Origin of the sequence: Streptomyces sp. NPDC056224, assembly GCF_042267665.1 — a bacterium.
GTDB lineage: Bacteria > Actinomycetota > Actinomycetes > Streptomycetales > Streptomycetaceae > Streptomyces.
This window is the reverse complement of record NZ_JBHJTK010000029.1, coordinates 17,985-31,943: the sequence shown is the minus strand read 5'-3', so window position 1 is coordinate 31,943 and position 13,959 is coordinate 17,985. Positions and strand designations below refer to the sequence as shown.

Below are 13,959 nucleotides of genomic sequence, written 5' to 3'. Positions count from 1 at the left end.
GGCCGGAGCCCGTCCGGGACGCGATCCGGAACGGACCGGTCCGCGGGTCAGGCCTTCTGGCGGAACTTGCGCACCGCGAGGGGCATGGTGACCGCCGTGATGGCGAGCGACCAGGCCAGGGTCATCCACACCGAGTCGCCGAGCGGCATCCCGTTGATCAGGGCGCGTGCCGCGTCGGCCAGGTTGGACAGCGGGTTGTAGTCGGTGAAGGTCTGCAGCCAGCCCGGCATCGTGGACGTCGGGGCGAAGATCGAGCTGCCGAACTGCAGCGGCATCAGGACCATCATCGCCATGCCCTGGACGGCCTGCGCGGTCGGCAGCGTGAGGCCGAGCAGGATGAAGATCCACATCAGCGAGGCGCCGAAGACCGCGGACAGCCCGATGGCGAGGAACAGGTCCAGCACCGAGCCCTTGATCGACAGGCCCAGCAGGAAGCCCATGCCGAGCAGGAGCGCGATGGCGACCATCATGCGGCCGAGCTCGACGACGATCTTGGCGATGAGCACCGAGGACCGGGCGATCGGCATGGACCGGAAGCGGTCCATCACGCCTTTCTTGAAGTCGTCGTTGACCCCGGTGCCCACCCCCATCGAGATGTTCATGCCCATCATGGCCATCAGGCCGGGGACGACGTAGTTGACGTAGTCACCCTGGTTGCCCTTGCCGGAGATCGCGCCGCCGAAGACGAACACGAACAGCAGCACGAAGATGATCGGCATGAACACGACGTCGAACATCGACTCGGGGTCCTGCTTGATCTGCAGGGCGTTGCGGCGCACCAGGGCGCCGATGTGCCGCAGGTTGGCCCGCAGGCCGATCCTGCCCTCGCCGGCCGGGGCGGCTGCGGCGGCCGGGGCGGACGCGGTGGGGGAGGGCTTCGTCGTGGTTACGGTGCTCATGCCGCGACCTCCTCGGTCTTCTCGGTGGGGACGGAGTCCTCGATGACGGTGGGCTTCTGGCCGGTGATGGACAGGAACACCTCGTCGAGGCTGGGCAGGTAGGTGCCGAGGTCGGCGATCGCGTACCCGCGGGCGGCCAGCAGGCCGACCACGGCGGTCAGCTGCTCGTCGGTCAGGATCGGGACCAGCAGCACACCCTCGTCGGGCACGGCCTGGGAGCCGGCCACGCCGTCCAGCCCGGCCTCCGACAGCGCACGGGCCATGCCCGGCAGGTCCGAGGGGTCCACGGGGCGGATCTTCAGGGTGCGGCCGCCGACGCGGGCCTTCAGCTCGTCGACCTTGCCGTTGGCGATGACCTTGCCGCGGTCGATGACCGTCAGCTCGTTGGCGAGCTGCTCGGCCTCCTCCATGTACTGGGTGGTGAGCAGGACGGTGGCCCCCTCGGCGACCAGCCGCTGGACCTCGTCCCACACCTCGTTGCGGGTACGGGGGTCCAGGCCGGTCGTCGGCTCGTCCAGGTAGAGCACGGCCGGGTTGCCGATCAGCGAGGCGGCGAGGTCGAGCCGGCGCCGCATGCCGCCGGAGTAGTTCATGGCGGCCTTCTTCGCCGCGTCGGTCAGGGAGAACCGTTCCAGCATCTCGTCCGCGCGGCGGCGGGCGTCCTTGCGGGACAGGTCGAGCAGCCGCCCGATCATGTAGAGGTTTTCCCAGCCGGAGAGCTTCTCGTCGACCGAGGCGTACTGGCCGGTCAGCCCGATGGTGCGGCGCAGCTGGCGCGGCTGGCGGACCACGTCGTAGCCCGCGACGACCGCGGTCCCGGAGTCCGGGACGATCAGGGTGGAGAGGCAGCGCACCAGGGTGGTCTTGCCGGCGCCGTTGGGCCCGAGGACCCCGAGGACGGTGCCCTCGCGGACGTCCAGGTCGACACCGTCGAGGGCCTTGGTCTCGCCGTAGTGCTTGACCAGCCCCCGTACTTCCACGGCGTGAGGGTTGTTGTCGTTTCGCGTCATGCCCACCATGGGACCAGCCGCCACTGACAAACCACCGACAGCCGACCGACAGACAGCCGACAGCCCGCCGGCATCGTGTCGGCGGGCTGTCGGAACTGCTGATCACCTACGTGCCGGCGGCCTCAGTGGAACGCGTGCTCCGGCTGCGGGAAGGCTCCGCCGACCACGTCCTCGGCGAAGGCCTTCGCCGCGTCGTTCATGGTCTGGCGCAGGTTCGCGTACTGCTTCACGAACTTGGGCATCTTCCCGCCGGTCAGCCCCATCATGTCGGTCCACACCAGCACCTGCGCGTCGCACTCCGCGCCCGCGCCGATGCCGACCGTCGGGATGTGCAGGGACCGGGTGACCTCGGCCGCCAGCTCGGCCGGGACCAGCTCCAGCACCACCGCGAAGGCGCCGGCGTCCTGCGCGGCCTTGGCGTCGCGGAGCAGCTGGTGCGCGGCCTCGTCGCCGCGGCCCTGCACCCGGTAGCCCATGGCGTTGACGGACTGCGGGGTCAGGCCCAGGTGGGACATGACCGGGATGCCGGACTGGACGATCAGCTCGGTCTGGTGCAGCGAGCGCTCGCCGCCTTCCAGCTTCACCGCTCCCACGCCGGCTTCCTTGACGAGGCGGGTGGCGCTGCGCAGGGCCTGCACGGCGCCTTCCTGGTACGACCCGAACGGCATGTCGCCGATGACGAGCGCCCGGCTGGTGCCCCGCACGACGGCCGCCGACAGCATGGTCATCTGGTCCATCGTCACGGGGACGGTGGAGTCGTAGCCGAGGTGGCAGTTGCCCATCGAGTCGCCGACGAGGATGACCGGGATGCCGGCCTCGTCGAAGACGGACGCGGTCATCGCGTCGTAGGCGGTGAGCATGGGCCACTTCTCGCCGCGTTCCTTGGCGAGGGTCAGGTCGCGGACGGTGATGCGCCGGGTGCCCGTGCCTCCGTACAGGGTGGGGGAGGCCGATGCGGGTTCGCGGGCAGGCGAAACGGCATGCGTCATTGCAACTGCTCCTTGTGTCATCTCGAGGCGCCCTCACGGCGTCCCCGGACTCACCCACCATGGTGGCATCCACGTGGCCCGCGACGGAAGTGCCGGGGAGAGCGCGCCCGGCGCGCGCGGCCGAATGTGCGCGTTTCGTGACAAGCGGAACCCGTGGCGCACGGCCGTTCGTCCTCCCGGACGTACGACCGCAACAGGAGACGGTCGGTGACGCAGGACACGTAAGGCTTCGGACATCGCCTAGGGTCAAGGGGCGGAGACGGAGCGCGAGCACGGCAGTGAGGGCAGGGGCATGGCACAGGCGTACATGACGGAAAAGGGGAACGGCGGCTCGGAGCCCGAGCCCTCCCGGTCCCGCTTCCGGCGCCGGCTGGCCGAACTGCGCGGGGACCGGGGCATCTGGCGGCGCGGGCTGGTACTGACCGGGATCGCCGTCCTGATCTCGCTGATCATGATCTTCCACGCGGAGCTGCCCAACGACGTGGGCAACCTCGGCAGCCTCACGGAGACCTTCCTGCCCTGGCTGGGCCTGGCCGTCCCGGTCCTGCTGGCAGTCGCCGTGTACCGCCGCTCCGCGACCGCACTCATCGCGGTACTGCTTACCGCCGGGGTCTGGGTGAACCTGTTCGGCGGCCTGGTCACCGACAAATCCGGCGCCGGCGGCAACCTCACGGTCGCCACCCACAACGTGGACGCCGACAACCCCGACCCGCGGGGGACCGCCGAGTCCGTGGCGAAGTCCGGCGCCGACGTGCTGGCCCTGACCGAGCTCAAGGGGAGCGCCGTCCCCGTCTACCAGAAGGCCCTGGCGGGCACCTACAAGTACCACTCGGTCGAGGGCACGGTCGGCGTGTGGAGCAAGTTCCCGCTGAGCGCCAGCCGGGCGGTCGACATCAGGATGGGCTGGACCCGGGCCATGCGCGCCACGGTGGACACCCCGTACGGGCCGGTCGCCGCGTACGTCGCCCACCTTCCCTCGGTCCGGGTCAAGCTGAACGCCGGCTTCACCGCCAACCAGCGCGACAACAGCGCCGACGCGCTGGGCGCCGCCCTCGCCGGCGAACCCCTGAAGAAGGTCATCCTGCTCGGCGACCTCAACGGCACCATGAACGACCGCGCCCTGTCCGAGGTCACCTCGCAGATGCGCTCCACGCAGGGCGCGGCGGGCGACGGCTTCGGCTTCAGCTGGCCGGCCCAGTTCCCGATGGCCCGGATCGACCAGATCATGGTCCGCGGGATCACCCCGGAGGCCTCCTGGACCCTCCCGCGCACCAGCAGCGACCACCTCCCGGTCGCGGCCCGGGTCACGGTCAAGCCGTAGGCCGCGCGGGTCGCGCGGGATTCCGGTGCGTACACCAGGGCCGAGGCCCCGGCGTACGCACCGGCGGCGGGCCGGGCGTACGCACCGGCCGCCTCCCCGGCGTACGCACCGGCGCGTTACGCCTGCTCGCGCCAGCCGTTGGTGATGGGCAGCCGGCGGTCCTTGCCGAAGCCCTTCGCGGAGATCTTCGTGCCCGGCGGGTACTGGCGGCGCTTGTACTCCGCCGTGTCCACCATCCGCAGGGTCCTGGCCACCAGTTCGCGGTCGAAGCCGGTTTCGACGATCGCCTCCATGCCCTGGTCGCGGTCCACGTACAGCGCGAGGATCGCGTCGAGCACCGGGTAGTCCGGCAGCGAGTCCGTGTCCACCTGGCCGGGGCGCAGCTCGGCGCTCGGCGGCTTGAGAATCGAGTTCTCCGGGATCGGCGGGACCTCGCCGCGCTCGGCCGCCGCCCGGTTGCGGTACCGGGCGAGGCGGAAGACGTCCGTCTTGTAGACGTCCTTGATCGGGCCGTACGCGCCCACCGAGTCGCCGTACAGGGTGGAGTAGCCGACGGCCAGCTCCGACTTGTTCCCCGGGGCCAGCACGATGTGGCCCTCCTGGTTGGAGACCGCCATCAGCATGGTGCCGCGCAGCCGGGACTGGAGGTTCTCCTCGGCGAGCCCGGTGAGGCCCAGCGATCCCATGTACGCGTCGAACATCGGCTCGATCGGCACGGTCCGGAAGTTCAGGCCGGTCCGCTCGGCGAGATCGGCCGCGTCGCCCTTGGAGTGGTCCGAGGAGTACTTCGAGGGCATCGCGATGCCGTGGACGTTCTGCGCGCCGACCGCGTCGCAGGCGATCGCGGCGACCAGTGCGGAGTCGATGCCGCCGGAGAGCCCGATCAGGACGGAGCGGAAACCGTTCTTCCTGACGTACGCGCGCAGGCCCACGACCAGCGCGTCGTAGATCTCCTCGTCGTCGTCGAGGCGTTCGGCGTAGCCGCCGGTGACGACCGGGTCGTACGGCTCGACGGGGTCCTCGGAGAGGATCACGCGGTCGATGCGCAGCCCGTCGTCCACGACGCCCTCCGGCGCGTCGGCCCGTGCGGCCGGCAGGTCGAGGTCCACGAGGACACAGCCCTCGGAGAACTGCGGGGCGCGGGCGATGACCTCGCCGTCGGCGCCGACGACGATCGAGTCGCCGTCGAAGACCAGCTCGTCCTGGCCGCCGATCATGGCCAGGTAGGCGAGGGTGCAGCCGGCCTCCTGGGCCCGCTTGCGCACCAGTTCGAGGCGCAGGTCGTCCTTGTTGCGCTCGTACGGGGAGGCGTTGATCGAGATCAGCAGTCCGGCCCCGGCGGAGCGGGTCGCCGGGACCCGGCCTCCCTCCTGCCAGAGGTCCTCGCAGATGGCCAGGGCCACGTCGACGCCGCGCACCCGGATCACCGGCTGGGTGTTGCCCGGCACGAAGTACCGGAACTCGTCGAACACGCCGTAGTTGGGGAGGTGGTGCTTGGCGAAGCGCAGCACGACCTCGCCCCGGTGCAGCACGGCGGCCGCGTTCTCCGGGGAGCCGGCCGGACGGCCGAGCCGGGGCGCCGCCTTCTCGGTGCGGTCGAGGTAGCCGACGACGACCGGCAGCTCGCCGAAGCCCTCGGCCGCCAGCCGCTGCGCGAGCTCGCGCAGCGCGGTGCGGGAGGCCTCGACGAAGGAGCCGCGCAGGGCGAGGTCCTCGACGGGGTAGCCGGTCAGCACCATCTCCGGGAACGCCACCAGGTGGGCGCCCTGCTCGGCGGAGTGCCGGGTCCAGTGGACGACCGAGTCGGCGTTGGCGGCGATGTTGCCGACGTGCGAGTCGATCTGATTCAGAGCGAGACGAAGTTGAGGCACGGGCTCAGTCTAATCGTCTTTCTGACGCGATGTCCTGGGTCCGGCCTGTTTCCGGGCCTTCCGGGCCCACCAGGGCCCCTAGAGCTGGTACCCGATGACCGTCATCATCCCGGACTCCGAGTGGTAGACGTTGTGGCAGTGCGTCATCCACAGGCCGGGGTTGTCCGCGTCGAAATCGGCCGTCAGCGTCCCGCCGGGCAGCAGGATCGCGGTGTCCTTGCGGGCCCCGCCCGCCGCACCGCCGAGGGCGAAGGTGTGCCCGTGCAGGTGCAGCGGATGCCACATCGGCGTCGCGTTCCTGAACTCCAGCCGGACCCGCTCGCCCGCCTTCACCGGGTGGCGCTGGCCGGGTGTGTAGGGCGTGCCGTCGAAGGCCCAGTTGTAGCGGGTCATGGAGCCGGTCAGCCTGATCCGGACCGTGCGGTCCGGCTCGCGGGCTGCCAGTGCGGCCGATTCGGCGGGCCTGAGCGCGTCCGCCGTCAGCGGGGGCCCGTCCAGCTCGGCCGGCCGCGTCGCGGCGGTGGGCGCCGTACCGCTGCCGGTGCGCAGTACCGCGAGCGCCGACTGCCCCTTGCCCTCGGCCAGCACGGTGAGCGGGAACACCCCGTCCCCGGCGGTGACCAGGACGTCGTACCGCTCGCCCATGGCCAGCAGCAGCGAGCCCGTCGTCGCGTGTTCGACCGGGAAGCCGTCCGCGTGGGTGACCGTCAGCTCGTGGCCGCCGAGGGCGAGCCGGAAGGCGGTGTCCCCGCCGGCGTTGATGATGCGCAGCCGGATCCGGTCGCCGGGGCGGGCGGTGAAGACCGACGGGTCGTCCGCGACCCTGCCGTTGACCAGGTAGTACGGATAGGCGACGTCGCCCGCTTCCTTGCCGAGGATGTCGCTGTCGGCGCCCACGAGAAGGTGCGGCGGCCCGCCGGTGGCACTCGGTCCGGCCGCCGGGGCGGCGGAACCGCCGGGGCCGCCCGGGGTACCGGGGGCGCCGGGGCCGGCGGGGGTGCCGGGGCCGCCCGGGGTACCGGGGGCGCCGGGGTCGGCGGGGGTGCCGGGGCCGGGGGCCCTGCCGTGGGCGTGGCCGCCGCCGGTCCGGCCCTTGCGGAGCTCGCCGAGGACGGTGTCCGGGGTGGCGCCGTCGACCCCGTCGATCCAGTCGTCCAGCACCACCACCCACTCCTTGTCGTAGGCGAGGGGCTCCTTCGGGTCCTCGACGATGAGCGGGGCGTACAGCCCGCGGTCCTGCTGCACACCGGAGTGGGGATGGAACCAGTACGTCCCCGGGTGCGTGACCGCGAAGCGGTACGCGAACGAGCCGCCCGGGGCGATGTCCCGCTGGGTCAGCCCGGGGACCCCGTCCATGTCGTTGCGCAGCGCGAGCCCGTGCCAGTGCAGGGAGGTGGCCTCGGGGAGGTTGTTGGCCAGCGTGAGGGCGAGGGTGCCGCCCGCGGTGACCCGCACCTCCTTGCCCGGCAGCCGGTCCCCGTACGCCCAGGAGCGGACGGTGCGGCCGCCGCCGAGGTCGAGCGTGCCGGCGGTGGCCGTGAGCCTGACCTCGGTGACCGGACCGCCGGCCTTGCGTGCGGCCTCGGCGGCCCGGACCTCGGGCCCGGCCGGATCCACGTACCCCTCGGGCCCGTCGGCGGCGGAGCCGTGGTGCGCGGACCCGTGGCCGCGGCCCGTACCGGTGCCGGGGCCGGGGCGCGGGCCCCGTCCGGAGGAACCCGCGCAGCCGGCGAGCAGCCCCGGACCGGCGGCGGCGACGGCGGCGGACGCGCCGAGCACGGCGCGACGGGTGGGAAGAGGACGCATGGCAGCACCTAACGGGTGGGGGAGGGCACGCGAGGGCCAGGGTCAGGGGCGGCCGGGCCAGCCGGGAGCAGTCGGGGGGAGCCGGGGGAGGCCCCGGTGCAGGGCCCGGTGCAGGGCCCGGTGCGGGCCAGGGCCGGCGCCGGGTCGCGGCCGGGCCGCTGCAGGCCCGCCTTCCGCGCCGGCTCCGGCCGGCACGGGTGCCGCACCCCCGAGCGGCGCGGCTCGCCGGTCACTGCCCGTCATGGCCGGGACGCTACCCGGGGCGGGTATCCGAGCGGGGGAACGACTCCGCGTCTGTCTAGGATTAGTCACACCATGTCCACCAATGGCCTCTCTCTGCGTTCCCCGCGGACCGCCTGGCCGGTCGCCGTCCTCATCGGCCTGGGCGCCGCCGCCTACACGGCGTGGGTGCTCGAAGTCGTCCTCTCCACCGGTCTCAACCCCATCGAGACGTACGTCAGCGAGCTCGCCGCCCAGAACCAGCCGCTGGGCGGGCTCTTCCGGGCCACCGACTTCACCGCCGGGCTGCTCGCCTTCACCGGCGGCCTGCTGGCCCTGCTCCGGCTGGTGCGGCACGCGGAGTCCCGCCGCCCCTGGGCGGTCACCGGCTGGGCCGGGGTCACCCTGTTCGGCGCGGCCACCGCGGCCGACGCCTGGCTGCCGCTGAGCTGCGCGCCCACCGTGGACCCCGTGTGCGCCGCCCGCGAGACCGCCGGGCTGGTTCCCGCCACCCATCAGGCCCATGCCGTCAGCAGCAGCCTCGCCATGACGGGCGCCCTCGTCGGTCTGGTGGCCCTCACGGTCGCCGCCCGCCGCTACGGATGGTTCGCCCCGCTCGCCCGCTACGGCCCCGCGCTCGTCGCCCTCGAACTGCTCGCCACGATCTGGACCCTGTCGGCCATCGCACTGTTCACCGCAGGCCACGGGACCTGGGCCCTGGGGGCCGGGCAGCGGCTGCAGGTCCTCATCGTGGCGCTGTGGCTGGGCCTGCTCGCGTACTCCGTCCACCGGGAGGGCCGTACATGAGCGCGCGGCGTACGGGAGAGGCGGGCGCGCGGCGTACGGGAGAGGCGGGCGCGCGGCGTACGGGAGAGGCGGGCGCGCGTCGTACGGGAGAGGCGGGCGCGCGTCGTACGGGGGACGCCGGCACGTTCGTCCGGGTGGACGGGGTCCCGCTGCACGTGACCGTCGAGGGCCGGGGCCCCGTGGCCGTGCTCGACGCCGGACTCGCCATGGCCTGGTTCGACTGGGATCCGGTCGCCGCCCTGCTGGTGGCCCAGGGCCGCACCGTCGTCCGCTTCGACCGGCCCGGACACGGCCTCAGCGGCCCGGCCGCCGCGCCGCCGACCACCGCCGGGGAGGCCCACCGGATCGCCGCAGTGCTGGACGCCGTCGGTCTCGGCGGCCCGGCCGCCGGACCCGTCACCGTCGTCGGGCACTCGATCGCCGGATTCCACGCCGAGGCCTTCGCCCGGCTCTACCCGGAGCGCACCGCGGCCCTGGTGCTCCTCGACTCCAGCGTGGAGGAGGCACCCCGTACGGTGCTGCCCGCCGCGCTGCGCACCGGCGCCGCCCGTGCGCTGGGCCGTGCGCTGACCGCCGCCGGACTGCCCGCCGCGCTGGGGCCGCTCGCCCGGCGGACGGCCGTACGGGCCTCACGCACGGGCGGCGGCGACCCGGCCGCGCGGGACCTCGTACGGCGCTGCTACCGCACCGGCCGCGTCTGGCGCGGCGTCCTGCTGGAGAACTCCCGTTATCCGGACATGGCCGCGGAGGTCCTGGCCCTGCGCCGGACGCACCCGCTGACCGCGCCCGCCACCGTCCTCGCGGGTCACGACGGCTCGTCCGGGCGTGGCGCCCTGCGCTGGCTCGCCCGCCAGGCGGACCTCGCGGACCGGCTCGGCGCCCGCTTCGAGGTCGCCGAGCCCGCCGGGCACCTGGTCATGCTGGACCGCCCGGACCAGGTGGCCCGGGCGGTCCGCACCGCGGCAGGTCAGCTCCGTGCGTAGACCATTTCCGCCCAGCCGGCTATCTGCTCCTCCGAGAGGTGCTTCGCGAGGTCGGACTCGCTGATCATGCCGACGAGCCTCTTGTTCCGGATGACCGGAAGCCGGCGGATCTGGTGGCTCTGCATCTCCTCCAGCACCTCGGAGACGTCCGCACCCGCGTCGATCCAGCGCGGCGTGCCCTTGGCCATGTCGCCGGCCGTCACCTTCGACGGGTTGTGCCCCTTGGCCACGCAGCCCACCACGATGTCGCGGTCGGTGAGGATGCCGCAGAGACGTTCCGTCTTGTCGCTGATGGGCAGCGCGCCCACATTGAGCCGGGCCATCAGCTGGGCGGCCCGGTCGAGGGTCTCGGTGGCGGGGATCCACTGGGCCCCGGCGTGCATGATCTCTCCAGCGGTGGTCATCGCGTAAACCTCCTGAGCGCCGTCCTCGGCGGACGCGGATGCGCCCGCCTCGGCGTCCTCGTCCTCATCCGGACGTTCGGCCCGGCGCGACAACAGACGCGGGGGGCGTACACGCCCGTACGGGTGAGAGGGCGTCCTCCCCCCACCGTACGAGCGTGTCGCGTCACCCGCGCGGTGCGGCTCCGCGCTTGCCCAGCATGTCCGCCATCAGGGTGAGCTCGGAACGCTGCGCGTCGACCATGCCCTGCGCCAGATCCCGCTCGACCGGGGTCCGGCACTGGCGCGCACAGCCCTCGGCCATCTCCACGCCGCCCTTGTGGTGGTCGGTCATCAGCTGGAGGTAGAGCACCTCCGCGTCCCGGCCGCTCGCCGAGGCCAGCTGCGCGAGCTCCTCCTTGGTGGCCATGCCGGACATCAGCGCGCCCGGCCCGGCCGCCGCGCCGTGGCCGGAGTGGCCGGAGTCTCCGGAGGTGCTGCTGTGGCTGCTGTGGCCGCTCTGGCCGCTCTGGCCGCTGTGGCCGCCGTGCTCGCCGCCCTCCTCGGCGGTGCCCATCCAGGACATCGGCGGCTCGCCGGCCACCACCTTCGGCAGCCCCCACAGGTCCAGCCAGCCGAGCATCATGCCCCGCTGGTTGGCCTGGGTGTTCGCGATGTCGTAGGCGAGACTGCGCACCGCCTCGTCCTGGGTGCGGTCCCGCACGATGAACGACATCTCCACCGCCTGCTGGTGGTGCACCGCCATGTCGCGCGCGAAGCCCGCGTCCGGCGAATGCAGCCCCGGCGTTCCGGCCGGAGTTCCGGAGTCGCCGGGCGCGGCGGCCACCGTGGCGGCCGCCGCGAAGAGCAGCGCCAGCAGCACGGCCGAGCCGGCGGCCCAGTACGTACGAGGGGTGCGGCTCACTTGCCCGCCACCCCGTTCGTGCAGGCAGCGCCCGGCTCGGGGGTCTGCGGGCCCTGCACGTACCGGGTGAAGAACTGCGCCACGCGCGGGTCGTCCGCCTTCTCCACCGTCAGCTGCTTGCCCCAGGCGCTGAGCATGATCGAGCCGGCCTGCTCGTTGACCGGGCTCATCAGCGTGTAGGGCGTCTTGCCCACCGTCTCGGCGAGCTTGTCCAGGTCGCCCTTGCCGGCCTTCTCGTTGTACGTCACCCAGACCGCGCCGTGCTCCAGCGAGTGCACGGCGTTCACCTCGGGCACCGGGCTCTTGTAGATGTCGCCGTTGCAGTTCATCCAGCGGGGGTGGTGGTCACCGCCGACGGGCGGATTCATCTCGTACTTCACCGGGGTCTCGACGTGGTTGCGGCCGAACTTCGCCGCGTCCCAGCTCTGCTCGCCGTCGACCGGCGTCTTGCGGGCCAGTTCCGCGGCGTCCCTCTTGCGCTGCTCGGTCTGCTTCTGGTCGATCATCACCCACGCGCCGAAACCGACCAGACCGGCGACGACGACCGCGGAGGTCGTGATCGCGATGGCCTTGTTGCGGCGGTCGCGCGCCTTGTCGGCCCGGCGCATCTGGGCTATGCGCGCCTGGCGGGAGTGCTGGTCTGTGGTGTTTCCGGACTTGCTGGCCATGGTGCCCTGGTTCCTTCTGCTGAGGGGGGTGGATGGACGCGAAACCGGACCCGTCAGGTCCGCAGCACCTGGAGGGCATGCAGGTCGGGGGCGCGCGCGAGCGGCGCGGGAGGCCGGATCCGCGTCACTCCGCCGGTCACGGCGGCGGGCGGCGGATCCCCGCCGGCGACGGTCACGGCGGGCGGCGGTACAGGCAGCACACCCGGGATCACGTGCGCGAGCGGAGAGCAGCCGGGCAGGTCGTCGGGGGACACGCAGACGGCGTGCGCCGCGCCGCGCGCCGCCGTGTACTCCGTCTGGGCCTGGTGTTCACCTGGCCGCGCACACAGGAGGAGCACCCCGGCCAGCACCCCGAAGGCCGTCAGGAGCACGGCGCGCAGCAGCGCGGGACGTGTGTGACGCCCCCGTCGCGTGTACTGCCGGCCCCCCATGGGCGCAGATGGTAATGCTCATGACGGGTCCGAGGTCAGTGCGGGGGTGCCGCGAGCTTTGCCGGGTGCGTAATCTGGCGGAAACCACCGCTGGCGATACTGGGCCGGCCCGACTGTGCCCAGGCCCTCGCGGTGGTGGTGCACAGGCCGTCTGAACTGCGAGGATGAAGGCATGGACAAGCAGCAGGAATTCGTCCTCCGGACGCTTGAGGAGCGCGACATCCGCTTCGTGCGCCTCTGGTTCACCGACGTACTGGGCTTCCTCAAGTCCGTCGCGGTCGCCCCCGCGGAGCTGGAGCAGGCCTTCGACGAGGGCATCGGCTTCGACGGCTCCGCGATCGAGGGCTTCGCACGGGTCTACGAGTCCGACATGATCGCCCGGCCGGACCCGAGCACCTTCCAGATACTGCCGTGGCGCGCCGAGGCCCCCGGGACCGCTCGGATGTTCTGCGACATCCTGATGCCGGACGGCTCCCCGTCCTTCGCGGACCCGCGCTACGTCCTCAAGCGCATCCTGGCCAAGACCTCCGACCTGGGCTTCACCTTCTACACCCACCCGGAGATCGAGTTCTTCCTGCTGAAGGACAAGCCGCTCGACGGCACCCGGCCCACGCCCGCGGACAACTCCGGCTACTTCGACCACACTCCGCAGAACGTGGGCATGGACTTCCGCCGCCAGGCGATCACCATGCTCGAATCGATGGGCATCTCGGTCGAGTTCAGCCACCACGAGGGGGCCCCGGGCCAGCAGGAGATCGACCTCCGCTACGCCGACGCGCTCTCCACGGCCGACAACATCATGACCTTCCGCCTGGTGATGAAGCAGGTCGCCCTGGAGCAGGGCGTGCAGGCCACCTTCATGCCGAAGCCCTTCTCGGAGTTCCCCGGCTCGGGCATGCACACCCACCTCTCCCTCTTCGAGGGCGACCGCAACGCCTTCTACGAGTCGGGTGCCGAGTACCAGCTCTCCAAGGTCGGCCGCTCCTTCATCGCGGGCCTGCTCAAGCACGCGGCGGAGACCGCGGCCGTCACCAACCAGTGGGTCAACTCCTACAAGCGCATCTGGGGCGGTTCCTCCCGCACCGCCGGCTCCGGCGGCGAGGCCCCCTCGTACATCTGCTGGGGCCACAACAACCGGTCGGCCCTGATCCGCGTCCCGATGTACAAGCCGGGCAAGACCGGCTCCTCGCGCGTCGAGGTCCGCTCGATCGACTCGGGCGCCAACCCGTACCTGACGTACGCCGTCCTCCTGGCCGCCGGCCTGAAGGGCATCGAGGAGGGCTACGAACTCCCGGCGGGCGCCGACGACGACGTCTGGGCCCTCTCCGACGCCGAACGCCGCGCGATGGGCATCGAGCCCCTCCCGCAGAACCTCGGCGAGGCCATCTCCCTGATGGAACGCAGCGAACTGGTCGCCGAAACCCTCGGCGAGCACGTCTTCGACTTCTTCCTCCGCAACAAGAAGCAGGAGTGGGAGGAGTACCGGAGCGAGGTCACCGCCTTCGAGCTCCGCAAGAACCTGCCGGTGCTGTAACCGCAGTTCAGCGCCCCTACGGGCCGTGCACGGCACTCCGGGCCGGTGGTCATCGACCACCGGCCCGGAGTCGTCTCACTGCCCCTGGGCCGACTGGGGGGCCTCCGCCGCGGAAC

At 72.3% G+C, this 13,959-nt stretch carries 13 protein-coding genes; 4 read left to right on the top strand and 9 right to left on the bottom strand.

Going from position 1 to position 13,959, the window contains the following annotated elements; genetic code table 11:
* Positions 1-47: 47 nt before the first annotated feature.
* From ACFCZ1_RS27210 to panB, 3 genes are all read right to left on the bottom strand, one after another.
* On the bottom strand, positions 48-899 hold the full coding sequence (locus ACFCZ1_RS27210) for an ABC transporter permease (protein WP_376680902.1): 852 nt from the start codon (positions 897-899) through the stop codon (positions 48-50).
* Positions 896-1,918: an ATP-binding cassette domain-containing protein gene (locus ACFCZ1_RS27205; RefSeq protein WP_376680901.1), complete on the bottom strand. Its 1,023-nt coding sequence runs from the start codon at positions 1,916-1,918 to the stop codon at positions 896-898. Before ACFCZ1_RS27205 ends, ACFCZ1_RS27210 begins: the two co-directional genes overlap by 4 nt.
* A gap of 113 nt (positions 1,919-2,031) precedes the next feature.
* Positions 2,032-2,898 carry a 3-methyl-2-oxobutanoate hydroxymethyltransferase gene (gene panB / locus ACFCZ1_RS27200; RefSeq protein WP_376680900.1) on the bottom strand — a complete coding sequence of 289 codons (867 nt, stop codon included), beginning with the start codon at positions 2,896-2,898 and terminating at the stop codon, positions 2,032-2,034.
* Between the two features lie 292 nt (positions 2,899-3,190).
* Here panB and ACFCZ1_RS27195 point away from each other — a divergent pair, with 292 nt between their 5' ends.
* Positions 3,191-4,219 carry an endonuclease/exonuclease/phosphatase family protein gene (locus ACFCZ1_RS27195; protein ID WP_376680899.1) on the top strand — a complete coding sequence of 343 codons (1,029 nt, stop codon included), beginning with the start codon at positions 3,191-3,193 and terminating at the stop codon, positions 4,217-4,219.
* Between the two features lie 116 nt (positions 4,220-4,335).
* Here ACFCZ1_RS27195 and ACFCZ1_RS27190 read toward each other — a convergent pair whose 3' ends face one another.
* Both ACFCZ1_RS27190 and ACFCZ1_RS27185 read right to left on the bottom strand, forming a co-directional pair.
* Entirely contained in the window at positions 4,336-6,090 is a 1,755-nt protein-coding gene (locus tag ACFCZ1_RS27190) for an NAD+ synthase (RefSeq protein ID WP_376680898.1), read from the bottom strand.
* Positions 6,091-6,168: 78 nt separating this feature from the next.
* Entirely contained in the window at positions 6,169-7,896 is a 1,728-nt protein-coding gene (locus tag ACFCZ1_RS27185) for a multicopper oxidase family protein (RefSeq protein ID WP_376680897.1), read from the bottom strand.
* Positions 7,897-8,211: 315 nt separating this feature from the next.
* On the opposite strand from ACFCZ1_RS27185, the gene ACFCZ1_RS27180 reads away from it, so the two are divergent.
* The gene (locus ACFCZ1_RS27180) at positions 8,212-8,922 is read left to right on the top strand and encodes a DUF998 domain-containing protein (RefSeq protein ID WP_376680896.1); all 711 of its coding nucleotides are present in this window, start codon (positions 8,212-8,214) and stop codon (positions 8,920-8,922) included.
* On the top strand, positions 8,919-9,905 hold the full coding sequence (locus ACFCZ1_RS27175; RefSeq protein WP_376680895.1) for an alpha/beta fold hydrolase: 987 nt from the start codon (positions 8,919-8,921) through the stop codon (positions 9,903-9,905). The genes ACFCZ1_RS27180 and ACFCZ1_RS27175 overlap by 4 nt, the downstream gene beginning before the upstream one ends.
* Here ACFCZ1_RS27175 and ACFCZ1_RS27170 read toward each other — a convergent pair.
* The 4 genes from ACFCZ1_RS27170 to ACFCZ1_RS27155 all read right to left on the bottom strand — a co-directional run bounded on the left by ACFCZ1_RS27170 (position 9,890) and on the right by ACFCZ1_RS27155 (position 12,309).
* A complete protein-coding gene (locus tag ACFCZ1_RS27170) occupies positions 9,890-10,309 on the bottom strand; it encodes a CBS domain-containing protein (protein ID WP_376680894.1) in 420 nt (139 codons plus the stop codon). The genes ACFCZ1_RS27175 and ACFCZ1_RS27170 overlap by 16 nt on opposite strands.
* A 163-nt stretch (positions 10,310-10,472) precedes the next feature.
* A complete protein-coding gene (locus ACFCZ1_RS27165; RefSeq protein WP_376680893.1) occupies positions 10,473-11,210 on the bottom strand; it encodes a DUF305 domain-containing protein in 738 nt (245 codons plus the stop codon).
* A complete protein-coding gene (locus ACFCZ1_RS27160; RefSeq protein ID WP_376680892.1) occupies positions 11,207-11,878 on the bottom strand; it encodes a DUF3105 domain-containing protein in 672 nt (223 codons plus the stop codon). Before ACFCZ1_RS27160 ends, ACFCZ1_RS27165 begins: the two co-directional genes overlap by 4 nt.
* Before the next feature lie 53 nt (positions 11,879-11,931).
* Positions 11,932-12,309, bottom strand: a complete 378-nt coding sequence (locus tag ACFCZ1_RS27155) for a hypothetical protein (protein ID WP_376680891.1) — start codon at positions 12,307-12,309, stop codon at positions 11,932-11,934.
* A 172-nt stretch (positions 12,310-12,481) separates the two neighbouring features.
* On the opposite strand from ACFCZ1_RS27155, the gene ACFCZ1_RS27150 reads away from it, so the two are divergent.
* A complete protein-coding gene (locus ACFCZ1_RS27150; protein WP_376680890.1) occupies positions 12,482-13,843 on the top strand; it encodes a glutamine synthetase family protein in 1,362 nt (453 codons plus the stop codon).
* Positions 13,844-13,959: the final 116 nt, after the last annotated feature.